A 24,362-nucleotide genomic window follows, 5' to 3' on the forward strand; every position below is an offset into this window, starting at 1 on the left:
TTGATCAATAGGGGTTATTGATGTCTTGTGAGCAAGAGTCGCAGGCTTTAAAAATTGTTTCCAATGCAAATATCAGCCTGATTATTGCGTTTGACGCATGATGAATCTAGGATGAACTGGCTGAATAACGCTCGTCTGCCGAGAGAAAAAAAGTGAATTATGAGCTCAATGACATCCGATCTTTCGTGAAGATCGCGGAACTTGGAAGCTTCCACGAAGCTGCCGATGCCTTGCATCTTTCTCAACCCGCGTTGAGTCGGAGAATGAAAAAGCTTGAAGAGGGATTGGGAACAGCGCTTCTTGATCGCACGACAAGAAGGGTAAGCCTCACCAGCGTTGGGCGAGACTTCCTGCCCAAGGCACGACGCTTACTGGATGACTTCGACGACTCGATACTTAACATCCGCGAGCTGGCGGAGCGGCAGAGCGGCCGTGTGACCCTCGCCTGCATCCCCACCGCAGCCTTCTACTTCCTCCCTTCGGTCATCCGCCTCTACAACGAGCGCTATCCGCAAATCCGCATTCGTTTGCTTGATCTCAGTGCGAACGAAGGACTGGAGGCTGTTCTGCGTGGCGAAGCCGACTTTGGCATCAACATGATGAGCGGCCAGCACCCCGACATTGAGTTTGTGCCGTTGGTCAACGAGCCTTTTGTTTTGGCGTGTCGACGCGATCATGAGCTGGCCGGGCGCAGTTCGGTCACCTGGTCTGAACTGAGCAATTACCGCCTTATCGGGGTCGGTCGCCTGAGCGGCAACCGCATGTTGCTGGACCACGCGTTGTCGGGCTTGAGCTGGCGTCCACAGTGGTTCTATGAGGTGCAACACCTGTCTACATCGCTGGGCCTGGTAGAAGCTGGCCTAGGCGTTTCGGCAATGCCGAGCCTCGCAATGCCGGCGGTGGATCATCCAACCTTGGTGAGCGTCCCCTTGATAGAGCCTGTCGTGAACCGATCGCTGGGACTGGTTTACCGAAGAGGCGCCTCACTCTCTCCGGCAGCGGAAAAATTCGTCTCGATACTGCTGGAACAGTGGGAGCAATGACCCCTCTCGTCCTGCCTGCTTTAATAAGTGCATAGGGCAACTCGTCCCGCGCGCGCTCACTGAATGCAGGCGTATATTGGTATTGGCGACCCAGGAAGTTGAGGCCGTAGAGGTCGCCAATGGTATGGCGGACGAAAGTGCTGGCAAAAACCAACGGATAACCCGGAATGCTGGAGGTGCGACATGAGCCAATATCAACGCCTCTTTCTGATTGTCGGTCCAACCATGCGTCACACGCCGGCGATGGAGCGGGCAGTCGCACTTGCCAAAGCCACTGACGCAGTGCTGCATATCGCGGTGTTCATTGAAGACGTCGACATCTTGGGGTTGATGAGCGGGAATGAGCAATTTCGCGAGATCTGTCAGCAAGAGAACCAGAAGTGGCTGCAAGATGAAGCCCAACTGATACGTGGCAATGGCATTGCGGTGACCACCGAAGTTGTATTGGCTCGGGACGTACTTCAAGAAATCCTTCAGCATGTGAAAGACTTGCAACCGGACCTGGTTATCAAGGACGTACACCACGAATCAGCACTCAAACGCGTATTCGTCACGCCTCTGGATTGGCATCTGCTGCGCGATTGCCCGGTTGCTGTTCATCTGGTCAGCGAAGTCAGGTGTCCACTTCCGCGGGTGATTGTGGCGGCAGTGGATTTGTCGCATCCAGAGCATCAGATTAACGACCTCAATGACCGGATCATCGTGGCTGCGCAGCGGATGGCCATGCAGTGCGATGCAGAGCTGCACCTGCTGCACGCCTTCGACCCATCGCTGACACATATCTCTGACGCCGGTGCCGGCGCCGTGACGATGCCGGGCTTCAGTACCGATGTACGCCGGTCACTGAACAAGTCCTTCATTACGCTGGCTGAAAACTACCGCGTGCCCTCTGAACGACAACACTTCATTGAAGGGCCGCCCACCAAAGTGATGTCCGACTTCGCAGCCCACACCCGAGCCGATGTGATCATCATGGGCGATACGCACCGTAAAGGGCTGCACAAGCTGATTGGCAGTACTACAGAGCACGTGTTGTATAAGGTGCCCTGCAATGTTTTGGCAATTAAGGCGCAGGTAGATCAATAACGGATCCGCTTTTAGTGCGCGAAGGCAGCGTTGGCGGCCGAACAGGCCGCGACGCTCGGCCCGCTGAATGGGTTTTTGTGCATTTCAGTCTATTCTTCCGCCTTCGAGAGCAGTTTTTCGATTAACGGCCTGGCGCCCACCAGCATCTTTAAGCAATTGATAAATAACGTATTTCTATAAATTCCAGGTCCAAATATCGCGCTACAAACATTTGCTTACAAAGCAGCAGCTCGCTAAAGCTCGAGTCTGCTACTACAAGTGATAGGTTGAGCTGCCTGAATCGGCCATAAGATGCACAGCCTCGATTATGCGCATCCACCTCCCCTCCCTCCCTGCCTTCTTGGCTTATGTTGCCCTTTCCTGCCTGTTTGCGGCCGCATGGTTCACCCACCCTGCCCCTGTGCACTCTTCCTTTGCCCTGATGAACCCGGTGAGGGCTGTGGCTGAGCAAGTGGCCAAACCCATTTATACCAGCCGTTTTGCCTCGTCCGGGTTGGTGGACTTCGTGCATTCCTCGGCGGTAACCGCCTTGCCTGACGGTAGCCTGATGACAGTCTGGTTCGCCGGCACTCGCGAAGGCGCAGCCGATGTGCAGGTGCGCTCTGCCCGCTTCGACGCGCAAACCGGCGAATGGGGTGCGGAACAGGTATTGGCGACTCGACAGTCGACCCAACTGGGCACTGGTAAATACATTCGAAAACTGGGTAACCCGGTCGTTGCGCTCGCACCGGACAACCGGCTCTGGTTGTTCTACGTGTCCGTGTCCATGGGGGGCTGGGCCGGTAGTGCGGTCAATGTAATGGTCTCTGAAGACTATGGACGCCAATGGTCGGCGCCGCGCCAATTGATCACCTCGCCCTTCTTGAATATCAGCACCCTGGTACGGTCGGCCCCGGTGTTTCACGCCGACGGTTCCATCGGCTTACCGGTCTACCACGAATTTCTGGGCAAGTTTTCCGAGTACCTGTACTTGAGCGCAGACGGTGAGGTGATCGATAAATTCCGCATCAGCCATGGCAATAACTCATTGCAACCCACGGTCGTTCCGCTGGATGGACAGCGCGGCATCGCCTTGCTGCGTTATGCCGGCAACACCCACCATCGAGTACTGGCGACCCGAACTGAAGACGCCGGGCAAACCTGGAGCGAGCCTTATCCGCTCGATCCCTCGAACCCCAATTCTTCGTTGGCGGCCATAGCGACGCCCGAACATGGGCTGCTGGTGGCACTCAATGACCTGCAAGAGGGGCGCTTCAAACTGAGTCTTTATGGCACCGACGCAAAAATGGACGATTGGCGCTCGCTGCGCGACCTCGACAAATCGCCTGATCCAGAGGGCGATACGTTTTCACCCGAGGCCTACAAGGAAATCATCGGCAGAGAGTTTCGCGGATCCAGTGGCGCACTTCGCCAACCGCTGGAAGCGCAGTTCCTGAACAACCTGGACAGCCGGGTCTGCAAGGAACAAGCCTGCAGTTTCGAATATGAATACCCGTACTTCATCCGCAGTCCCGACGGTATGTATCACCTGGTTTATTCCTGGAACAACACCTTCATCAAGCACGTCACCTTCAACGATGCATGGCTGTCGGAGCGTGCCAAATGATCAACCTTTGGCAAGCACATCTCAGTTTCACAATGATCATCTTTCTGTTGCTGCCTTCTTTCGGCTTAAAGCGAGCCGCGCAGATCGTGCTGCTGGTTGCATTGCTGGCCGCTAGTTTTATACCGCTGGACGGCTTGTCCTTGGCGGCTTACCTGCGCAGCCACATTGATGACCTTGCGATGACGACCTTGGTGTTCATGGCGTGGGGCTGTTTGCGTCGACTGGGTTTCCTGCCGGCTGCTCAGCAGGATAAAACCCGCGTGTTGATTATCTTCGCTGCGCTGGCACTGGCGTTGTATCCGGCAACGCTGGGGTTGAGTCATCTGGACCCTTACCGGTTTGGCTTCAGCCCGCGCCCGATGCTGATCTTCTTCGCTCTGCTCACCGCAGGTCTGTTTTACCTGCGCAGCTACCTGGCCGTCGTGATGCTGGCCAGCGCGACCCTGGCCTTCATCGCCGGGGTAAAACCTTCGCATAACTATTGGGATTACCTGGTTGATCCGCTGCTGGGGCTGTATTGCTGCGCGGCACTGCTGATGTTCGCGGCGCGCTGGACGTACGGTTGGCTGAACACGCGGTTTGGCTCAGTGAAAGACTCCGGATCCATTTGAGATTCAACGACATTTTTAACAGGGGTACAGGGATGGGTTGGCTGCAATCGAGACGTTTGCATTATTGGCTAGGCGCGACAGCGATTGTGTTTGTGCTGTTTGCATTGCTGCGGGTGGTGTTCTTTTTCGGCTTCTCCGGTTTCGACGCCCGAGCATTGAGCGACGATCATGCCGTCCTGGAAACCCTGGGCATCGGCTTTCGTTTCGATCTGCGTCTGGCCATCCTGGTGATGTTGCCACTGGCGTTGCTGGCCTGGATTCCCCGTTGGAATCTTGTCAGCAGCCGCCTGCTTCGCCGATTGGCACGCGTGTATCTGTCAGCCGCCCTGGGCGCCCTGCTGCTGATCTATATCGTCGATTTTGGCCACTACGCCTATCTGGGCGTACGGATCAATGCCACCGTGCTGCGCTTCATAGACGACGCGCAAATATCCCGTGACATGGTTTGGCAAACCTACCCGGTTATCTGGATTTCACTGGGGTGGCTGGCAACGGTCGCCCTGGTGACGTTGGCCCTGGTGCGCCTGGAACGCGTGACGCTGGACCGCCCCCGTAAAGCCATTCACCCGCTCTCCGTTACATGGGGTAGCGCGTTGATGGTCGTGTTGGTGCTGTTGGGTATTTTGGGCCGTGTCGAGAACATGAACCTGGAAAACCCTGTCCCATTGCGCTGGAGCGATGCGTTCTTCTCCGGCAATAACCAGGTCGCTGCGCTGGGCTTGAACCCGGTGATTTTCCTCTACGACACGGTCAAGGTCGGCCAGTCGCGCTATGACGAAGCGCAAGTGCGTGAACACTATGCCGTGATTGCCAAGTACCTGGGCGTGGACCAGCCCGATCCGCAAACCCTGAACTTCGTCCGTCACCAGGCGCCACAACCCTACAAAGTATCGAGCACACGGGCGCCGAACGTGATGTTTGTCATGCTCGAGTCGCTGGGTACCAGTGCCGTCGGCGCCTATGGCAACCCGATCAATCCGACACCCAACATCGATCGCCTGGCCACACAGAGCTGGTTCTTCGAGCACTTCTATGTTCCGGTCACCGGGACCGCAAAAACCGTTTGGGCCAGCATTAGCGGGGTTCCAGACGTCACTCGACAGGAAACCGCGACGCGTAATCCGCTGATCACCAAGCAGCACACATTGATCAATGCCTTCACCGGTTACGAGAAGATCTACACCATTGGCGGCAACTCCGGTTGGGCCAACATGAATGCCTTGATCCGGCAAAGTATCGACGGGGTTCGTTTGTTCGAAGAGCGGGACTGGAAATCCCCGGTGGTGGATGTCTGGGGGATTTCAGATCTGGATCTGTTCAAGGAAACCGACAAGATCCTGCAAGCGCTGCCCAAGGACAAACCGTTCTTTGCCTATGTGCAGACGGCCGGTAACCATCGTCCCTTCACGATTCCCAAGAGCAATGACGGATTCGAGGTCAAGCACCCTACCCTGGCCGAAGTTCAGGCTGCGGGATCGCGCAGTGTCGAGCAGTACAACGCCGTGCGCCTGCTGGACTTCAACATCGGACGCTTGATGGAAATTGCCAAAGCAGGCGGTTACTACGACAACACCATTTTCGTGCTGTTTGGCGACCACAACACCCGTATCGCCCAGATCCCGTTCCTGGCACCGGCTTATGAGCAACTGGGTCTGGAAAGTAACGCGGTGCCCATGATCATCCATGCACCGGGTCTGCTCGGCACACGAACCGTCAAGGAAGCTGTCGGTCTGGTGGACTTGCTGCCAACCGTGGCGGGCATGGCCGGCCTTGAGTTTCGCAACAGCGGCCTGGGGCGTGATATTCAGCAGCCTGCGCCCGAGGGTGAACGCGTAGTGCCGTTGGTGTTGCGTGAAGGCACGTTCCCGTTGATTGCGGGCGTCACTCAACACTACATGGTGCAGATGGAGCACGACGGCAGTTCGCCGACGCTGCACGACCTGGCCTCCGCGACGCCGCTGGACAACGTGGCCGGGCAAAACCCTGAAGAGTTCAAGCGCCTGGTGCAACTGACCCGCGGCATGCATGAAACGTCCAGGTTGATGCTGTACCAGAACGTGCGCAAGTAACCGGGATCGGGGTCGGCTACCGCGCCGACCCCGATAGCGAGCCCGCACTATTGTCTAATCGCGATCCTCATCCTGCCCTTCCCTCCATTCCTCGGGATGGACCTTGAGATAGCTGCTGACGGCGACGCCTAAAGTCGGAAAAAACGCAGCTTCGCCAAACCGCTCGAATAGTCCGAAGCGCTTCAACTTGTCTTTGACAGGGTCCTTCATCTCAGCCACGCACAACGTGATGCCAGCCTCGTTCAAGGTTTGGTCCAGTTCGGCCAGCATGTCGGCGGAAGTCACGTCCACGCTGGTGACCGGTTCGGCTGCTACCACCAGCCAACGAACCGGCGTGGGTGATGTCGCCACGGCGTCCAGCACTCGGTCATGGAACAGTTCTGCGTTGGCAAAAAACAACGGCGCATCCCAGCGAAACAGCACCAGGCCGGGAATAAGGCGCGCATCCGGATAACGCGTGATGTCGTGATAGCCCTGGACGCCTTTGGCGCGACCCAACACCGCAGAATACGGCCGCCAGCCATCCCATAGAAACTCGATCACCGCGACAACGATGGCCAGGCCAATGCCCTCGATGGCGCCGAAGACGGCCACACCGAGCGTACAAACGATCGATAACCAGAATTCCCAGCGCTGAATACGATAAATCCGTCGCAGGTCGGCGACCTCGATCAGGCCGATAGCCGAAGCGATGACCACCGCCGCCAGTGCGCTGGTGGGCAGGTTTTTCAGCAAATCCGGGGCATACACCAGCAATAAGGCAACAGACAGCGCTCCAACCACGCCGGCAAGTTGGGTTTGGGCCCCCGCCGCCTCGGCCACAGGCGTGCGTGACGAACTGCTGCTGATTGGAAACCCCTGGAACAAACCGCCGGCAAGGTTGGCGATGCCGAGCCCTACCATCTCCTGGTTTGGGTCGACATAGGTCTTGGTCCGCGCCGCATAAACGCGCGAGAGCACACTGGTATCGGCGAACGAGACAAGCGCAACGGCGCAACCTCCGATCACTACAGGAACGATATCGGCGCGACTGATCCAAGGGATGGCAAACGCCGGCAAGCCTTGGGGCAGCGAACCGAGGACCGCGACATTGTGGGTTGTAAGGTCCAGCACGCCAACGGCGACGGTGGCGCCTGCCACGGCGATCAGAATCCCCGGCACGCGCTTTTTGTCCTTGAGCAACAAGATGACCGCCACGGTGGCCGCACCGATCATGAAGGTGGTCCAGTTGGTTTTTCCATCCATCACCGAGGTGGTAATGGCCCACAGGTTGCGCAGCGGTCCGTCGGACTCAATCGAAAAGCCGAAAAACTTGGGTAGTTGACTGATCAATACCGTCAGTGCGATGCCGTTCATGTAGCCATAGCGGATCGGTTTGGATAGCAACTCGGTGACAAAACCCAACCGCGCGACACCCGCCAGGATGCACACCCCCCCCGAGACAATCGCCATCATGCCGGCAAGGGCGATCGCCCGATGCGGATCACCGCCGGACAGCGGCAAAACGACGGCGAGAATGATGGCTGCCAATGAGGAGTCCGGCCCCAGCACCAGGATTCGGCTGGGGCCGAACAACGCATAAGCGAGCAATGGAACGATGGTCGCGTAAAGGCCATAAATGCCGGGCACCCCCGACGCCACCGCGTAGGCGATGCCGACGGGCACCAGCATGGTGGTGAGCACGAGTCCGGCCACAATATCGCGCCGCAACCATGCCATCTTGTAGCGGCTCAACGTCCGCAGCCCCGGCAGCCAACGGCTCAAGTGGGTTTGATCGCCAGTATGCCTGTGCGTAATCCGGCCCGGTTCGGGAACGGGTGGCGGAGCATCCGAATCGCTCATGGGACTTTAGCCCTCAGGGATAACAAACAGCGTGCGGTAGATTCATTCTGGGTCAAGTCTGCGATCTTGCTCAGTAGTGAGTGAAAAATTCAACGATGGACCAGGCAACCGGCACACTCATCGTCGACCGCACCGACTCCAATAGCGTGCCTCCCAGTGTCGCAAATTCATAAATTCTCGCCGATCACACGATGTTTTTTCTCCTGGGTCTCAGCCAATGATGCCAATGTGCCTTTATTGCACCTTACGCTGACCTCTTGATCGCCATCTATTAGCTGACTCAGGAATTACGGACTATGGGAAGCTGGAAAATCAGGACTCATCTGCTTGTGCTTACCAGCACTTTGCTCCTGGGTTTGTTGTGTGTCGGCGGGCTTGGACTCTTGGGAATGCAATCTGCGGTACGCAGTCTGGAGACCGTGTACCTCGATCGGGTCGTGCCGCTGCGGGACTTGAAAAAAATCGCCGACCTGTACGCCGTGGACATCGTCGATGCCACCCACAAGGCACGCAATGGCAATTTCACCAACGCCGAATCATTGACCCGGATAGAGCAAGCGCAGAGGGAAATCGATCAGACGTGGCGCGCGTACAAATCAACAGAGCTGATTCCTGCAGAAACCCGTTTGATCGCGCAAATCGACCCGCTGATGGAAGCCACCCACGGTCCATTGCAAAACTTGCAGGGCCTTCTGCGCCAAAGCGACGCCGCCGGTCTCGCGCGTTTCGCGACAGATCAGCTGTATCCACTGATCGATCCCTTGTCAGCCAAGTTTTCCGAGTTGATCGAAGTTCAACTGGTGGAGGCCAAGAACCAGTTCGAACAGAACCAGAGCGCCTATACCTCCAGTCTCCAGCTCAGCCTGTTGATTCTGGCATTGGCCCTGATCGCGGGCGTGGCCTACACGGTCTTGTTCTCCCGCCTGTTGAGCCGCCAGCTCGGTGCCGAACCGGCAGAACTGGCGGCCATCAGTTCGAACATCGCCCTGGGGAAACTCGCCGCTACACAGTTTGATCAGCAACAGTCGACGGGGGTGCTGCACTCCGTCCAGGCGATGCGCCACAGCCTGAGCGAGATGATCGGCAAGATCAGTCAGGCCTCCGGGCAGATCGAAGGGGCCACGCTGCAATTGTCTGCGTCCTCTGAACAAGGATTGAGCAGCGCCGCACTGCAAAGCGAGACAGCCTCCTCCATGGCGGCCACGGTAGAAGAGCTTTCCGTCAGCATCACTCACATCGCCGACAATGCTCGACAGGCTCAGAGCACCGCACAGAAAGCAGGCGAAATCACCAGCGAAGGCATGGAGGTCATGCAGGCCTCCATCCAGGAAATGGGCCAGATTGCCGATCTGGTGACACAAAGCTCATCGGACATCGATCAACTGGCGATTCAGTCCAACGACATCAGCCTGATTGTCGGTGTGATTCGCGGCATCGCCGAACAGACCAATCTCCTGGCCCTCAATGCCGCCATTGAAGCGGCACGCGCGGGCGAGCAAGGTCGCGGCTTCGCCGTGGTCGCCGATGAAGTGCGCAGCCTGGCCGCCCGCACGGCCCAATCCACCACGGAAATCGTTGCCTTGGTCAATGCCATACAAAGCGGCATGGTCAAAGCCAAAGACAGCATGGCCGCCGGCTGTGAGCGCGTGACTCATGGTCAGAAACTGGTCGAAAGCGCGGGCCTTTCCATGGGCAGGATCAAGGGTGTACTGGACGAATCCCTTGCGGCCGTCAGTTTCATTTCGGTGTCGCTCCAGGAACAACGCGCCGCCAGTGAACAGGTCGCCTGCAACGTCGAGAAAGTAGCGCAAAGTGTGGAAGAGAACGCCACCGCCCAAAGCGGGATCGTGCGCACGACCCAGGAACTCAAGGCAATGTCCGACGGACTGGGCGTCATGCTGCAGCGGTTCAGCTTCTAAAAGGCCTGGCCCCCGTCAAACCAGTCAACGCCAGTTTGAAGGTTATGACGGGGGCGCCCCCGGTTACCGAAGATGGTCTAGGATTTAAATGGCGAGCTTTCGTCACTCACACCCTGCCGCTGTTTGTCTGGCCCACTCAAAGGGAGACGCCAACGTGAGTACCTTGAAACTTCATCCTGCCCTGGACAATGGTATCCAACCCGCCGACGCGAATTTCACCGGTGGCACCCTGCAATGCCTGTGTGCGACCGACAAAGTCGAGGTCCGGATCGACGCGCAAACCCTGCATAACCACGCGTGCGGCTGCAGCAAATGCTGGAAACCGCAAAACGCGATATTCGCCGTCATTGCCGTGGTGCCTCGGGACAAGGTCAGCGTCACTGCCCACGGCGAAAAACTGGCCATTGTCGACGAAAAAGCCACCATCCAGCGCCATGCCTGCAAGCAGTGCCACGCCCATCTCTTTGGGCGCATCGAGAACAAGGACCATCCGTTTTATGGCCTGGACTTCGTCCACACCGAGCTCTCTCCCCAACGAGGATGGGCTGCGCCAGGCTTCGCGGCGTTCGTGTCTTCCATCATCGAAACCGGCACACCGCCAGCGCAAATGAAAGCCATCCGTGAGCGCCTGCGCTCTATCGGCCTGGAACCCTATGACTGCCTGTCCCCGGATTTGATGGACGCAATGGCGACTCATGTCGCCAAACAGAAAGGCCTGCTGCCTGCCGCCTGATTGATCGGTCGCCGCGGTTTCTTCGCCGGACCGCGGCCCCCGGGCAGCTTGTTTGGGGATCTGTCGTCAGCGACGTCGAGAAATGGCGAACGCCGGCAGCGCTTCAATCCTCTGGGGGTTTCCTGAATACCAGCAGCTTCCCGGTTGCACGCTGCACCACCTTGTCATTCTGATTCAGCGTTTCCATGAACAGCGTCACCACGCCCCGATCCGGTTTGGAGGCCGACGGTTCGATGGCCTGCACCTTGCTGAACAGGCGTAACACGTCATCCGGATAAGTCGGTGTCGGCCAGCTCAGCTCGATGCCCAGGCCAATGATGCCGTCCGCCAGGGGGACGCTGGCCACCAGCATCTTCATGGTCAGGGCCGCAGTGTTCCAGCCGCTGGCCGCCAGACCGCCGAACAGACTCAACTCGGCCTCTTCGGCACTCAAATGGAAAGGTTGCGGGTCGTATTCACGAGCAAACGCCAACATCGCTTCTTGATGGACGCGAACAGGGTCGCTTTCAAACTCCTGACCCAGACTCAGGTCATCGAGGTAGAGTTTTTCCCAGGCATGCAGGGTCATGATTCATTCCTCCGCAGTGCATTACGAATAGCCGATGTCGCTGAGATCGATCGCCACCAGCAAGGCGTGCTCATCCGCCTGGCCGTCGGCCTTGCGTCGATAGGCGCGCCGCTTGCCAGGCATGCGCAAGCCGTCGGTTTCAACATAGCCATGAACGTACTGCGCGGCAGCCAGGCCACCGCTGACATCCACGTTGTAGTCGTGACGACGTAACAGAAAGTCTGCACCGAAGTAGAAATCCTGCACCGCGCAGTGCGTGGCGATTGTCTCGGGGAAGGTCACCCGCAAACGACGCCAGCGCTCCGAGCCCTCGTGCCAGGGCTCGACTTCCTCGGTCACGACACCCGGCCAGGTGAACTGGAAAGGCATGGTCAGGTACGACCAAAGCGCGTAACCGTTGAAGTACGCTCGGTGCAAGGCATCCCAGGGACTGTTTTCCCCATGGTCGCGAAAGGATTCTCTGGGTTTCGATCGCTCGGCGATTACCTTGCCGGCGGTATTTTCGATGGCGATTCGATTCGGAGTGTAGGCGGTGAATTGGTCGGCCCCACCAAAGGGCGTCACCGAGGCCCGCTGCTCATGCAGCCAGACGGTCATCTGCCGTGGCGCGCTGTCCTGGGTCAGCCCTTTCATGGCCCAGAGCGAGCCCCCGGTCACGATAGTGGCGCGTACCTGGTTGAAACTGCTCCAGCGCTCCAGACCACCATGGGCGATCAGTACGCAATTGAGCAGTTCATCACCCGGTGCATTCATAGTGGCGGCCCTCCTCCCTCCGAAGGCTGATCCCGAACCCATTGCCAGAATAATTGATACCCGACCGCCAGCACCACCGGACCGATGAACAACCCGATGATGCCGCTGGTGACCATCCCGCCAAGCGCGCCGATCAGCACCACCGGCATCGGCACATCGACACCGCGCCCCAGCAGCAGCGGTTTGAGCACGTTGTCCACCAGGCCGGCAACGAAGACGAAGATGGCGAACACGATCGTCACGGTGTTGGCGCCTTCGGTGGCGAACACAAAGGCAATCACCGGAACCGTGATCAGCGTCGCCGGCAATTGCATGATGCCGAGCAACAGCACCCCAAGGGCCAGCAAACCGGCGCCGGGAATGCCCTTGAAGACAAACCCGAGCCCCACCAGCAGCATCTGGATGAACGCGATCCCGACCACGCCCAGCGCGACCGCACGGATCGTTGCGGTGCACAGCGCTGCAATTTTCGGTCCTTTGGCCGGGTCGCTGACCCGCGAGGCAATCTGCACCGCGCTGCGACTGCCGCTCTCGCCATAGGCCATGAAAATACCGGCGATGATCAAGGCGAAAATGAAGGTCAGGAAGCCCATGCCGACGCCGGCCAATTTGCTCAAAAGGGACAGGCTGAAGTGCTTGATCTGCGGGAGGTATTTGGCGGTCAGGTCGGGAAGATTGGTTGAGGCTTCAAGCCACAAGTCAAACAGCGGCTGCCCCACCAATGGCCAACTGGCAATGGATTCGGCGGGGGGTGGCAGGTGAAAGTCGCCGCCCTTGACCACTTCCATCACACGGTCGACCGAGTCGGCTATCGAGGTGCCCAGAAAGTAAATCGGCAACACCAGGATGACGATGGCGATCAGGATAATCAGCGTCGCAATGCGCCCGTCATTCTGTCCCAAGGGCCCTTTCAGACGCGCCTGCAACGGGTAAAGGGTAATCGCCAGGATCAGCGACCACAGCATCAGGTCACGGAACGGGCTGAAGATTTCAAAGCAGAACAGCACCAGAACCGCGATCAACCCAGCCCGGATAAGGACATCGAGCAGCGTGCGCGTCAGCGTTTTTTCGGAGAACGAAGTGGGCTCCATGGAGGCCTCCTGATCACTGCAACGGTACGGGATCGGTTAGCCCAGCATAGTCGTTCGGCGGAAAACGCGTGGACTCAACGCAACTTCAATGGATCAACCATTCCGGCGGCAATGGCCATGCCGACCAGGTCCGGCAGGGTATTGGCCTGCATGCGTTTCATTACGCGTGAGCGGTAGAGGTCGACGGTTTTTGCGCTCACCCCCAGTTGCTCGGCGATTTCGCGGGTGGTGTAACCCTGCACCAGCGGCAACAAGACGTCGCGTTCCCGTGGGGTCAGCGTGAGCAAACGCGCCTGCAACGCTTCATGCCCCTGATTACCCGAACGGTGGGTCGCGCAAGTGCTCAGGGCCTGTTGCACGCTGTCCAGCAGCAGTTGTTCGTTGTAGGGCTTTTCAATGAAGTCGTGAGCGCCGGCCTTGAACGCACGCACCACGATCGGCACATCGGCGTGACCGCTGACGAAGATGATTGGCAGGTTCAGTTCGCGCAATCGCATTTCTTCCTGCACGTTCAAGCCGCCCATGCCGGGCATGCGTACATCCAGCAGCACACAGGCTGCCAGGCTGGCATCGCAGGCATTGAGGAACTCAACACCGCTGGTAAACGGCAACGCCTTGAGGCCGACTGATTCCAGTAACCAGACCGTTGAATCGAGCATGCCTTGATCGTCATCGACCACATACACCACGTGCTCCGTCACACCCGCCATTGCATTATTCCTGTTGTTGTTTTGTTGGACCGGCAAGCGGCAAGCGACAGCACATCAGCAGCCCGACCGGTTGGCGGCGGGCCTGCAATTCGCCGCCGAAACCTTCGATGATGCTGCGGCTCATGGACAAACCGAGCCCCAGGCCATCGGCCTTGCTGGTATAGAACGGGGTAAAAATCTGCTCCAGTTCGGGCTCGCTCACGCCGGGCCCCTGGTCCTGCACCGTGATGTCCACGGTGGCGGCACTGCCCTGCCCGGCGGTCATCATAATCAGCGAGGTCTGGCCGGGATGTTGTTCGCGGTTGGCATCGATGGCATTGCGCAACAGATTGAGCAGGACTTGTTCCAGCAACACTCGATCGGCATAAACGGGCGGCAGATTATCCGGCAGACGATCCTCGATTGTCACTTGGCAATTACTCGCTTCCCAGGCACACAAACGCACGGCTTCGCGGGCGACATCGGTGACGTTCAGCGCCTGCATGCGGCGCTGGCCTTTACGCAGAAACGCACGCAAACGGCGGATCACTTCCGAGGCGTGCGTGGCGTGATGGGTGATGCGTTCCAGCCCTTGCGCAACCCGGGCGGCCGCCTGGGGGTTGGAATCCACGGTCTGCAAATAACGCTGGCTGGCGTTGGCGTAATTGACCACCGCGGCCAGCGGCTGATTGATTTCGTGGGCGATGCCCGAGGCCAGTTCACCGAGGGTGACCAGGCGCGCGGTGTGCGCCAGTTCATCCTGATGGCGGCGCTGCTGAACTTCGCGCAGTTCACGCTCAGTCATGTCCCGCGCCACCAGTGAATAGTAGCGCTCGCCACCGGCCGAACGATGCGCCAACAGCACCAGCGACACCGGCACCGATGCGCCACCGCCCGGTGGTTGCAAGCGCGCATCGGTGCTCCAGACGCCGTCGCGTTCGGCGCCGCTCCAGCCGTCACGTTGCAGACGCGTCAGGTCTGCGCTGGCGAACAGTTGTGCCAGGACCGGCATCGGCTGTTGCTCGCCTATGCCGAGGATGCGGCGTGCCGCCGGGTTGAGGTAAGTGACTTGCCCCTCGGGGTCGATGAACAGCACCGGATCGGTGTTGACCTCGACGACTTCGGCCAGGCGCCGCTTGTTCTCTTCGGCCTGCACTCTGGCAGTAATGTCCCGGGAGACGCTGACCACCTCGACCACCGTGCCGGTATAGGTTTCACGAATCGCCCGACTGGCGGTTTCGAACCACAGGTAATGCCCGTTCCGATGACGAATGCGATACGTCATGGTGTGATAACCGTCCTGCTCCAGCGCATCGCGGGCACGCTGCACCAGACTGGCCAGGTCCTGGCCATGGAACAGGCCCTGGGCCATTTGCCCGCGCAGTTCTTCCGGCCAATAGCCGAGCAACGTCCATGACGCGGGGGAGGCATCGAGAAAACAGCCGTCGGGTGTGTGACGGGAAATCAAGTCGGTGGTGTTCTCGATGATCAGCCGGTACAACCGCCGCGCCTGGGCCGCTTCGCGCTCGGCCAGCACTTGCGCGGTGGCGTCGCGGCAACGGGCGAGCACACGGTTGTCCTGGGGATCGGGAATGAATGTCCAGATCAGAATCTGCGTTTCGAGCTGGGCTTCGACCCCTTCAATGGCGCGCTGCTGGTCCAGGCAAGCGCGCACCAGTACCCGATGGTTGACCGGCAGAAAACCGAATACGTCGCTCAGCGGCTTTTCCGCCAGCAACGCCAGCAACGCCGCGTTGAATTCCTGCGGCCGTCCCTGCGCGTCGAGCAACAGGCTCGGTTGCGGATCGTGGCCCAACAGTGGCGAGCCACGCAGCATGCCGTTGACGCTGCTGAGCAAAGTCGTGAGCAAATCCTGCACCCACCCCAGCCAGTCGAAACTGACGCCTTCGCAGACTTCCACCAGCAACAACCCGGCCTGCCCAGGCGTCAACGCCAGATCGAACACTTGGCCATGGCTGATGGCGGCGCGGCGCAGTCGACCGGCCAACCAGCAATCCAGTTGCCGCACTTGCGCCAGATCGAGGCGCCCGGCTTCCAGCAAACGCTCGAACAGCAACTGATCGCTGGCCAGCGAAGGATCGCCCTGGCCCGGGGGAAAATGCTGGGCGGCACCTTCATGGCTGTAGATTCGCGCCTGGGGTTGCCAGCTCAGGTAAACCGCGCGACGCACCTCAGGGCAATCCTGCAAGGCCCGGCACAACGCATCGGCCCGGGCGGCCAGAGGCACGGCCTCACGCTGCAGGCGCAACCAGCTGTGCAATCGAACGGGAGTCAGGGTCATCACGGATCCGCTTCGTTGGGGAAGCCAAGGATATACCGGCCTTGGCGATTTAACGGTAGTCATTTAGATCAGAAAGAATCAAATATAGTACATATACCATACGCCATAGGTTGTACTTCCATATCGATGGAGGATTGTTATATAAAGCACACCGGACATATAAAGGTGACCTCAGCGGCGACGCTGAAAGGCCACCGATAGAGCTAACAATCAGCCACCGAGTACCGCACATGTCGATCTATGAACAAGGGCTAGTCCCTTCGGCTGTCAATCACATCGCCTTGTCTCCGCTCAGCTTCCTTGAGCGCACGGCCAATGTTTACCCCGACTACCCCGCCGTCATCCACGGCTCGATTCGCCGTACCTGGGCGCAGACCTACACCCGTTGCCGACGCCTGGCCTCGGCGCTGGCTGGTCGCGGCATCGGCAAAGACGACACCGTGGCGGTGATGCTGCCCAATATCCCGGAAATGCTGGAAGTGCATTTTGGCGTGCCGATGATCGGCGCCGTGCTCAACCCGCTCAACGTGCGCCTGGATGCTGAAGCCATTGCGTTCATGCTCCAGCATGGCGAGGCCAAGGTGCTGATCACCGACCGCGAGTTCCATAACGTAATTCACGCCGCTATCGGCATGCTTGATCACCCGCCTCTGGTCATCGACGTCAACGACCCGGAATACGGTGAAGGCCAGGCCGTCAGCGATCTGGACTATGAAGCGTTGCTGGCCGAAGGCGACCCGGCGTTCGCCTGGCAATGGCCAGCCAACGAGTGGCAAGCCATCTCGCTGAACTACACCTCCGGCACCACCGGCAATCCGAAAGGCGTGGTCTATCACCACCGCGGCGCTTATTTGAATGCCTTGGGCAACCAGATGACCTGGGCCATGGGCAACCATCCGGTGTACCTCTGGACCCTGCCGATGTTCCATTGCAACGGCTGGTGCTACCCGTGGACCATCACCGCGCTCGCCGGCGTTCACGTGTTCCTGCGCCGGGTCGATCCGCAGAAAATCCTCACGCTGATTCGCGAACATCAGGTCACGCACCTGTGCGGCGCGCCGATCGTGCTCAACGCGCTGGTCAACATGCCGGAATCGGCGAAGGCGGCCATCGATCACCCGGTCAACGCCATGGTCGCCGGTGCTGCGCCGCCGGCCAAAGTCATCGGCGCCGTGGAGGAAATGGGCATCAAGGTCACCCACGTCTACGGCCTGACGGAAACCTATGGTCCGGTGACCCTCTGCGCCTGGCATGCCGAATGGGACGAACTGCCGCTGGAAGAACGGGCGCAGATCAAATCCCGTCAGGGCGTGCGCTACCCGACGCTCGAAGGTGTGATGGTCGGCGATTCGAAGACGCTGGAACCGACCCCGCGCGATGGCCAGACCATCGGTGAAGTGTTCATGCGCGGCAACACCGTGATGAAGGGCTACCTGAAAAACCCGACGGCCACCGCCGAAGCATTCGAGGGTGGCTGGTTTCACACTGGCGACCTGGCGGTGTGTCACCCCGACGGTTATGTCGAGATCAAAGACCGCCTCAAAGACATCATCATTTCCGGTGGCGAGAACATTTCCACCATCGAACTCGAAGGCGTGCTCTATCGCCATCCGGGGGTGATGGAAGCCGCCGTGGTCGCCCGCCCCGATGAAAAATGGGGCGAAACGCCCTGCGCCTTCATCACCTTGAAGGCTGATCACCAGGACGTTCGCGAGGCCGACATCATCAGTTTCTGCCGCGAGCATCTGGCCGGTTTCAAAGTCCCGCGCACGGTGATTTTCACCCTGCTGCCGAAGACATCCACCGGCAAGATCCAGAAGTACGTGCTGCGCGACAGGGCCAAGGCCCTCTAACCCTCACCGACGTTTCACCTATCAGGCGGCAGGTGTCTTACCTGCCGCCTCGGGCTCGTGCAGGCCGAATTCGGCCTGCACGAGCCCCCACACACCGATAACAACAACAATGTGGAGCGCATCATGATCGACATCCATGCAACCGATACCCAACGCTGTGAACGTATTCGGACCAACCCGAAATTCCTGCAACTGGTCAGCAGTCGCTCGCGCCTGGCCTGGTCGTTGAGTGCTGCGGTGCTGGGCACTTATTACCTGTTCATGTTCGTCGTGGCGTTTGCCCCGCAATGGCTGCACACGCCGCTCGGCGAGCACCGGATGTTGACCCTGGGCATGCCGGTTGGCGCGGCGATCATTGTTTTTTCCTGGTTGCTGACCGGTTGGTACGTCTACAGCGCCAACACGCGCTTCGATGCGCTGGGTGCGGCCATTCTTGAGGAGAGCAAGTGATGCGTAAACTCATCCTCGCCGCAGCCTGCCTGTTGCCGGCCTCCGTTGTATTCGCTGCACCCGCGTTGGGAACCATCGAAAAACAACCGCTGAACCTGCATGCGATCGGCATGTTCTTCGTGTTCGTTCTCGGCACATTGGCCATCACCTGGTGGGCCGCGCGCCAGACCAAATCCACCTCGGACTTCTACACCGCCGGCGGTGGCATCACCGGGTTTCAGAACGGCTTGGCGATTGCCGGCGACTACATGTCCGCGGCTACGTTGCTGGGGTTGTCCAGCCTGGTGTTCGCCAAGGGTTACGACGGTTTCATCTACACCATCGGCTTCTTTGTCGGTTGGCCGATCATCACCTTCCTGATGGCCGAGCGCCTGCGCAATCTGGGGCGCTACACCTTTGCCGACATCGTCTCCTACCGGCTGGACCAGAACAAAGTGCGGATCTTCGCTGCGTTCGGTTCGTTGACGGTGGTGTGTTGCTACCTGATCGTGCAGATGGTCGGTGCCGGCCAGTTGATCAAATTGCTGTTCGGCCTCGACTACCCGGTAGCGGTGGTGATCGTCGGCGCGTTGATGCTGGTGTATGTGATCTTCGGCGGCATGATCGCAACGACCTGGGTGCAAATCATCAAGGCGGTGTTGCTGCTGGCCGGCGGCACGACTCTCGCGGGCATGGCCATGTCGCAGTTCGGTTTCAGCTACGAAACCCTGGCCACCAAAGCGGTCGAAGCGCATGCCAGCGGCTGGAATATCATGGGCCCCGGCTCCATGCTCGCCGACCCGATCAACACCGCGTCAATGTCTCTCGGCCTGGTATTCGGCATTGCCGGTCTGCCGCACATTCTGATGCGCTTCTTCACCGTACCCAACGCCAGGGAAGCGCGTAAATCGGTGTTCTACGCCACCGGTTTCATCGGTTTCTTCTTCCTCGTGGTCTGCACCCTGGGCTTCGCCGCGATGGTGATCATCGGCACCGATCCGCAGTACTACGTCAAAGGTGAAGTGGGCGGCGCCTTGATTGGCGGCGGCAACATGGTCGCGATGCACTTGGCCAAAGCGGTAGGCGGCAACCTGTTCCTCGGGTTCCTCTCGGCCGTGGCGTTCGCCACCATCCTTGCGGTGGTCTCCGGGCTGGCACTGGCCGGTGCGTCGGCGATTTCCCACGACCTCTACGCCACCGTCTTCAAGAAAGGCAACGCCACCCAAAAACAGGAAATGCGCGTCACCCGCATGGCCACCGTGGGCCTGGGCATCATCGCGATTCTGCTGGGCATTCTGTTCGAGAAGATGAACGTCGCGTTCCTGGTCGGCCTGACCTTCGGCATCGCCGCCTCGACCAACTTCCCGGTACTGATCATGGCCATGTACTGGAAAGGCCTGACCACCAAAGGCGCGATCATCGGCGGTTTTGCCGGCCTGATCTGCGCGCTGGTGCTAGTGATCCTGTCCCCGGCCGTGTGGGTGACCGTGCTCGGTCATGCTCACGCCATCTTCCCGTACGACCACCCGGCGCTGTTTTCCATGCCGCTGGCGTTCCTGGTGATTGTCGTCGTGTCCCGACTCGACCGTAGTGTGCGGGCCGACAAGGAACGTGACGCCTACGCCGACCAGTTCGTGCGCGCCCAGACCGGTCTCGGTGCTGCCAGCGCTTCCAGTCATTGATTGAAAGGCACGGCGCCCGGTTGCGGCGCCGTGCACAACCGTCCTGTCGAGGTTCACGTTATGCCCGAATTCAAAGCCCCCCTGCGCGATCTGCGCTTCGTCCTGCATGAGGTGTTCGACGCCCCGGCCCTGTGGGCACGCCTGCCTGCCCTGGCTGACAACATCGATGCCGGCATCGCCGACGCGATCCTTGAGGAAGCAGGGAAAGTCACCGCGCACCTGATCGCACCCTTGAACCGCAGCGGCGACGAAGAAGGCGCACAGTGGCATGAAGGTCAGGTGACCACGCCCATCGGCTTCAAACAGGCATATGCCACGTACATCGAGGGTGGCTGGGTTGGCCTGTCCGGTAATCCCGAGTACGGCGGCATGGGCATGCCGAAAATGCTCGCCGTGCAGTTTGAAGAAATGCTCTACGGCGCCAATTCCAGTTTCGCACTGTATTCGGCATTGAGTTCCGGTGCGTGCCTGGCACTGGATGCTCACGCCAGCGACACCTTGAAAGACCTGTACCTGCCGCCGATGTATGAAGGTCGCTGGGCCGGCTCCATGTGCCTGACCGAAGCCCATGCCGGCACCGACCTGGGGATCATCCGCACCCGCGCAGAACCTCGGGCGGATGGCAGTTTCAGCATCACCGGCAGCAAGATATTCATCACCGGTGGCGATCAGGACCTGACCGAAAACATCGTCCATCTGGTGTTGGCAAAACTGCCCGACGCGCCGGCCGGACCAAGAGGCATCTCGCTGTTTGTGGTGCCCAAAGTGCTGGTCAATGCCGACGGCTCCCTTGGCGAGGCCAACGCCGTAAGTTGCGGTTCGATCGAACACAAGATGGGCATCAAGGCCTCGGCCACCTGCGTGATGAATTTCGACGGTGCCAGCGGCTGGCTGGTGGGCGAAGCCAACAAAGGCCTCGCAGCGATGTTCACCATGATGAACTACGAACGCCTGTCCATCGGTATTCAGGGCATTGGCTGCGCCGAAGCGTCCTATCAGAGTGCGGTGGCCTACGCCCGTGAACGCATTCAGAGCCGCGCCCCGACCGGCACCGTGGCCCCGGACAAAGTCGCCGATCCGATCATCGTCCATCCCGATGTGCGCCGCATGCTGCTCAGCATGAAAGCCATGACTGAAGGTGGCCGCGCGTTCGCCAGTTATGTCGGGCAGCAGCTCGATCTGGCGAAGTTTTCCGACGATGCGCAAGAACGCGAGTGCGCCCAGAGCCTGGTCGCGCTGCTGACGCCGATTGCCAAGGCCTTCTTCACCGACACCGGTCTGGAGAGCTGCATCAACGGCCAGCAAGTGTTCGGCGGCCATGGCTACATCCGCGAATGGGGCCAGGAACAATTGGTCCGCGACGTGCGCATCGCGCAGATCTACGAAGGCACCAACGGCATCCAGGCGCTGGACCTGCTCGGGCGCAAAGTGCTGGCCGATAACGGTTTCGCGTTGCGTCAGTTCACCGGCCAGATTCGGCATTTCGCCCACCAGCCTGACGCGCCCTACAGCGCGCAATTGTTCGATGCCGTGCAGCGCCTGGAAGACCTGAGCGACTGGTTGCAGGACCGGGCAGCGACCAACCGCAACGAAGTCGGCGCCGCTTCCGTGGAGTATTTGCACCTGTTCGGATATGTGGCCTACGCCTGGCTGTGGGCGCGCATGGCGCAGGTTGCCCAGCAAAAGCGAACCGACGACGAAGGCTTTTACGGTGCGAAGATCGCCACCGCCGACTTCTACTTCCATCGCCTGCTGCCGCGCATTTTGAGCCTCGAACAATCGATTCGCGCCGGCAGTGCCTCGTTGTTCGGCCTGAGCGCCGAACAGTTCTAACGATTGAACCGCACGCGGCGCTACGCTCCTCTCTTTTCGGCGCTCGCGTTTTTTCTTGGTAAGCCCTCGCCCGGTTGGCGAGGGTCGCGCAAGCCGTCATTTCATAATAAAAACAAAGGGGCTTCACATGGATCGCAACACCCGCACTCTCGCTACCCGACTGTTGCTGGCCGGCGGCGTCATCAGCCTCTCGGCCCCCGCCGCTGCTGACTTTATCAAGGACAGCAAGGCCAGCCTTGAGCTACGCAACTTCTACTTCAACCGTGACTATCGTCAGACCAACGCGGCGCAATCGAAACAGGAGGAATGGGCGCAGGGCTTCCTGTTGCGCTACGAATCCGGCTTTACCGAGGGGCTGATCGGGGTCGGTTTCGATGCGATCGGCCTGGTAGGCGTCAAACTCGACTCCAGCCCGGATCGCGCCGGCTCCGGCGTGCTCCAGCGCCATCGCGACACGCGCAAAGGCGCGCAGGACGAATACGGTGAACTGGGCCTGACCGCCAAACTGCGTGCGTCCAAAAGCACATTGAAACTGGGCACATTGCTGCCCAAGCTGCCGACGGTATTGGCCAACGATTCACGGCTGTTGCCGCAAACCTTCAAGGGCGGCCAACTGACTTCGCTGGAAGTCGAAGGCCTGACCGTGGATGCCGGACGGCTGACGCAGGTCAACCAGCGCGACTCCTCGGACTATGAGGACATGGGCATCACCCGAACCGGCGCCAAGGGCATCACCAGCCGCCATTTGGACAGCGACAGCTTCGATTTCGCCAGCCTGAACTACAAATGGACCAGTAACCTCGCCACTGGTTATAGCTACGGCCACCTCGACAATTTCTACAGCCAGCACCTGGTCAACCTGACCTACGTGTTGCCGGTCACCGTCGGTCAATCGTTGAAGACTGATCTGCGGTTCGCACGCTCCATCGATGATGGCGGCAGTAATGTCGACAACAAGGCAATTGGCGCCATGTTCACCTACAACCTCGGTGGGCATGCATTCGGCCTGGGCTATCAAGGCATGAGCGGCGATACCGGGTATGCCTACATCAATGGCACCGATGCGTTCCTGGTGAACTTCGTACAGATCGGCGACTTTGCCAGCAAGGACGAAAAATCCTGGCAGGCCCGTTACGACTACAACTTTGCCGCCCTCGGCATTCCCGGCCTGACGTTCATGACCCGCTACATCAACGGTACCGATATAGACCTGGGTAACAACCGCCCTGAAGGCAAGGAATGGGAGCGCGATACCGATATCGGGTATGTCGTGCAGAGCGGACCGCTGAAAAACGTCGGAGTGAAATGGCGCAATGCGACAGTGCGCTCGACAAATTTTGGCAGTGATCTGGATGAAAACCGGTTGATCGTCAGTTACACGTTGCCGATCTGGTAAGGCGGCATAACGGCCACCATCGATTCGCCAGCAAGCCGGCTCCTACAGGGGGGCGTACACCCCGATCCTGTAGGAACTGGCTAGCCTCCCCCGCAAGAAAGTCAAAACACAGCACATCGATTCAATATCCCCGCCCGACTCTACGCCACCATGGCCTCCTCACTCACCCCGTAAGGACATCGCCATGGCTATCGCAAAAGCAGTACCCGGAAAAACCCTGCTGACCCCAACCGACCACACGCTGATCATGATCGATCACCAGTCGCAAATGTCCTTTGCCACCAAGTCGATTGACGCCGTGACCCTGCGCAACAATGCCGCGCTGGTGGCCAAGGCTGCACGCGGCTTCAAGGTCTCGACCATCCTCACCACCGTTGCCGAAAAAAGCTTCTCCGGCCCGATCTTCGACGAAATCAAATCGGTGTTCCCGGAACACAACGTCATCGACCGCACCAGCATGAACACCTGGGAAGACGAGCGCATTGCCGTTGAAGTGAATAAGTTCGGCAAACAGAAAATCGTCCTCGCCGGCCTGTGGACCTCCGTGTGCATCGTCGGCCCGGCGCTGTCGGCCATCGACCAGGGTTTTGAGGTGTACGTGATTGCCGACGCCTGTGGCGACGTCACCACCGAAGCCCATGAAATGGCGATGCAGCGCATGATTCAGATCGGCGCGCGGCCGATGACTTCGTTGCAATACCTGCTTGAATTGCAGCGCGATTGGGCACGTACCGAGACCTACGACGAAACCGTGAAAACCTCGATCGCCAACGGCGGTTCTTACGGTCTGGGCCTGATCTACGCCAAGACCATGTTCGGCGCCTCCGAAGGTCATTAAGTAACAACGCGGCTCCGGG

19 protein-coding genes are annotated in these 24,362 nt (G+C 59.4%); 13 read left to right on the top strand and 6 right to left on the bottom strand.

Features of this window, described 5'->3' with window-relative positions:
* Positions 1–152 precede the first annotated feature (152 nt).
* The 5 genes from K5R88_RS05535 to K5R88_RS05555 all read left to right on the top strand — a co-directional run bounded on the left by K5R88_RS05535 (position 153) and on the right by K5R88_RS05555 (position 6,415).
* On the top strand, positions 153–1,043 hold the full coding sequence (locus K5R88_RS05535) for a LysR family transcriptional regulator (RefSeq protein WP_032832639.1): 891 nt from the start codon (positions 153–155) through the stop codon (positions 1,041–1,043).
* A 183-nt stretch (positions 1,044–1,226) separates the two neighbouring features.
* Complete coding sequence (locus K5R88_RS05540; protein WP_192227180.1) at positions 1,227–2,129, top strand: universal stress protein; 903 nt, start codon at positions 1,227–1,229, stop codon at positions 2,127–2,129.
* Positions 2,130–2,436: 307 nt separating this feature from the next.
* Positions 2,437–3,735: a sialidase family protein gene (locus K5R88_RS05545; protein WP_008041507.1), complete on the top strand. Its 1,299-nt coding sequence runs from the start codon at positions 2,437–2,439 to the stop codon at positions 3,733–3,735.
* On the top strand, positions 3,732–4,346 hold the full coding sequence (locus K5R88_RS05550; RefSeq protein WP_226299388.1) for a hypothetical protein: 615 nt from the start codon (positions 3,732–3,734) through the stop codon (positions 4,344–4,346). The genes K5R88_RS05545 and K5R88_RS05550 overlap by 4 nt, the downstream gene beginning before the upstream one ends.
* Before the next feature lie 32 nt (positions 4,347–4,378).
* Positions 4,379–6,415, top strand: a complete 2,037-nt coding sequence (locus tag K5R88_RS05555) for an LTA synthase family protein (protein ID WP_226299389.1) — start codon at positions 4,379–4,381, stop codon at positions 6,413–6,415.
* 54 nt (positions 6,416–6,469) lie between these two features.
* On the opposite strand, the gene K5R88_RS05560 is transcribed toward K5R88_RS05555, so the two are convergent.
* Complete coding sequence (locus K5R88_RS05560) at positions 6,470–8,257, bottom strand: SulP family inorganic anion transporter (protein ID WP_226299390.1); 1,788 nt, start codon at positions 8,255–8,257, stop codon at positions 6,470–6,472.
* 296 nt (positions 8,258–8,553) lie between these two features.
* On the opposite strand from K5R88_RS05560, the gene K5R88_RS05565 reads away from it, so the two are divergent.
* Entirely contained in the window at positions 8,554–10,176 is a 1,623-nt protein-coding gene (locus K5R88_RS05565) for a methyl-accepting chemotaxis protein (protein WP_226299391.1), read from the top strand.
* 154 nt (positions 10,177–10,330) lie between these two features.
* Positions 10,331–10,909, top strand: coding sequence for an S-(hydroxymethyl)glutathione synthase (gene gfa, locus K5R88_RS05570; protein ID WP_008026381.1), 579 nt, complete (start codon positions 10,331–10,333; stop codon positions 10,907–10,909).
* A 103-nt stretch (positions 10,910–11,012) separates the two neighbouring features.
* On the opposite strand, the gene K5R88_RS05575 is transcribed toward gfa, so the two are convergent.
* From K5R88_RS05575 to K5R88_RS05595, 5 genes are all read right to left on the bottom strand, one after another.
* Entirely contained in the window at positions 11,013–11,477 is a 465-nt protein-coding gene (locus tag K5R88_RS05575) for a MaoC family dehydratase (protein WP_008026361.1), read from the bottom strand.
* Between the two features lie 21 nt (positions 11,478–11,498).
* On the bottom strand, positions 11,499–12,230 hold the full coding sequence (locus K5R88_RS05580) for a hypothetical protein (protein ID WP_226299392.1): 732 nt from the start codon (positions 12,228–12,230) through the stop codon (positions 11,499–11,501).
* On the bottom strand, positions 12,227–13,321 hold the full coding sequence (locus K5R88_RS05585) for an AI-2E family transporter (protein ID WP_008041498.1): 1,095 nt from the start codon (positions 13,319–13,321) through the stop codon (positions 12,227–12,229). The genes K5R88_RS05580 and K5R88_RS05585 overlap by 4 nt, the downstream gene beginning before the upstream one ends.
* A 74-nt stretch (positions 13,322–13,395) precedes the next feature.
* A complete protein-coding gene (locus K5R88_RS05590; RefSeq protein WP_008026356.1) occupies positions 13,396–14,031 on the bottom strand; it encodes a response regulator transcription factor in 636 nt (211 codons plus the stop codon).
* Positions 14,032–14,035: 4 nt separating this feature from the next.
* The gene (locus K5R88_RS05595) at positions 14,036–16,312 is read right to left on the bottom strand and encodes a PAS domain-containing sensor histidine kinase (protein WP_226299393.1); all 2,277 of its coding nucleotides are present in this window, start codon (positions 16,310–16,312) and stop codon (positions 14,036–14,038) included.
* Between the two features lie 230 nt (positions 16,313–16,542).
* Between K5R88_RS05595 and K5R88_RS05600 the strand changes: the two genes are divergently transcribed.
* The 6 genes from K5R88_RS05600 to K5R88_RS05625 all read left to right on the top strand — a co-directional run bounded on the left by K5R88_RS05600 (position 16,543) and on the right by K5R88_RS05625 (position 24,343).
* On the top strand, positions 16,543–18,165 hold the full coding sequence (locus K5R88_RS05600; RefSeq protein ID WP_223451464.1) for an acyl-CoA synthetase: 1,623 nt from the start codon (positions 16,543–16,545) through the stop codon (positions 18,163–18,165).
* Between the two features lie 123 nt (positions 18,166–18,288).
* Entirely contained in the window at positions 18,289–18,615 is a 327-nt protein-coding gene (locus K5R88_RS05605) for a DUF485 domain-containing protein (RefSeq protein ID WP_223414344.1), read from the top strand.
* The gene (locus K5R88_RS05610) at positions 18,615–20,276 is read left to right on the top strand and encodes a cation acetate symporter (RefSeq protein WP_226299394.1); all 1,662 of its coding nucleotides are present in this window, start codon (positions 18,615–18,617) and stop codon (positions 20,274–20,276) included. Before K5R88_RS05605 ends, K5R88_RS05610 begins: the two co-directional genes overlap by 1 nt.
* 60 nt (positions 20,277–20,336) lie before the next feature.
* Entirely contained in the window at positions 20,337–22,109 is a 1,773-nt protein-coding gene (locus tag K5R88_RS05615; protein WP_226299395.1) for an acyl-CoA dehydrogenase C-terminal domain-containing protein, read from the top strand.
* 127 nt (positions 22,110–22,236) lie between these two features.
* On the top strand, positions 22,237–23,505 hold the full coding sequence (locus tag K5R88_RS05620; RefSeq protein WP_226299396.1) for an OprD family porin: 1,269 nt from the start codon (positions 22,237–22,239) through the stop codon (positions 23,503–23,505).
* Positions 23,506–23,689: 184 nt separating this feature from the next.
* Complete coding sequence (locus tag K5R88_RS05625; RefSeq protein ID WP_008041483.1) at positions 23,690–24,343, top strand: hydrolase; 654 nt, start codon at positions 23,690–23,692, stop codon at positions 24,341–24,343.
* Positions 24,344–24,362: the final 19 nt, after the last annotated feature.

It is taken from the genome of Pseudomonas sp. MM213, assembly GCF_020423045.1.
GTDB classification, from domain to species: Bacteria; Pseudomonadota; Gammaproteobacteria; order Pseudomonadales; family Pseudomonadaceae; genus Aquipseudomonas; species Aquipseudomonas migulae.

Bases quoted from the DNA above. Each gene is read 5' to 3' on its own strand.
- K5R88_RS05540 (WP_192227180.1), top strand. From the start codon at position 1,227: ATGAGCCAATATCAACGCCTCTTTCTGATTGTCGGTCCAACCATGCGT.
- K5R88_RS05545 (WP_008041507.1), top strand. From the start codon at position 2,437: ATGCGCATCCACCTCCCCTCCCTCCCTGCCTTCTTGGCTTATGTTGCC.
- K5R88_RS05550 (WP_226299388.1), top strand. From the start codon at position 3,732: ATGATCAACCTTTGGCAAGCACATCTCAGTTTCACAATGATCATCTTT.
- K5R88_RS05555 (WP_226299389.1), top strand. From the start codon at position 4,379: ATGGGTTGGCTGCAATCGAGACGTTTGCATTATTGGCTAGGCGCGACA.
- K5R88_RS05560 (WP_226299390.1), bottom strand. From the start codon at position 8,257: ATGAGCGATTCGGATGCTCCGCCACCCGTTCCCGAACCGGGCCGGATT.
- K5R88_RS05565 (WP_226299391.1), top strand. From the start codon at position 8,554: ATGGGAAGCTGGAAAATCAGGACTCATCTGCTTGTGCTTACCAGCACT.
- K5R88_RS05575 (WP_008026361.1), bottom strand. From the start codon at position 11,477: ATGACCCTGCATGCCTGGGAAAAACTCTACCTCGATGACCTGAGTCTG.
- K5R88_RS05580 (WP_226299392.1), bottom strand. From the start codon at position 12,230: ATGAATGCACCGGGTGATGAACTGCTCAATTGCGTACTGATCGCCCAT.
- K5R88_RS05585 (WP_008041498.1), bottom strand. From the start codon at position 13,321: ATGGAGCCCACTTCGTTCTCCGAAAAAACGCTGACGCGCACGCTGCTC.
- K5R88_RS05590 (WP_008026356.1), bottom strand. From the start codon at position 14,031: ATGGCGGGTGTGACGGAGCACGTGGTGTATGTGGTCGATGACGATCAA.
- K5R88_RS05595 (WP_226299393.1), bottom strand. From the start codon at position 16,312: ATGACCCTGACTCCCGTTCGATTGCACAGCTGGTTGCGCCTGCAGCGT.
- K5R88_RS05600 (WP_223451464.1), top strand. From the start codon at position 16,543: ATGTCGATCTATGAACAAGGGCTAGTCCCTTCGGCTGTCAATCACATC.
- K5R88_RS05605 (WP_223414344.1), top strand. From the start codon at position 18,289: ATGATCGACATCCATGCAACCGATACCCAACGCTGTGAACGTATTCGG.
- K5R88_RS05610 (WP_226299394.1), top strand. From the start codon at position 18,615: ATGCGTAAACTCATCCTCGCCGCAGCCTGCCTGTTGCCGGCCTCCGTT.
- K5R88_RS05615 (WP_226299395.1), top strand. From the start codon at position 20,337: ATGCCCGAATTCAAAGCCCCCCTGCGCGATCTGCGCTTCGTCCTGCAT.
- K5R88_RS05620 (WP_226299396.1), top strand. From the start codon at position 22,237: ATGGATCGCAACACCCGCACTCTCGCTACCCGACTGTTGCTGGCCGGC.
- K5R88_RS05625 (WP_008041483.1), top strand. From the start codon at position 23,690: ATGGCTATCGCAAAAGCAGTACCCGGAAAAACCCTGCTGACCCCAACC.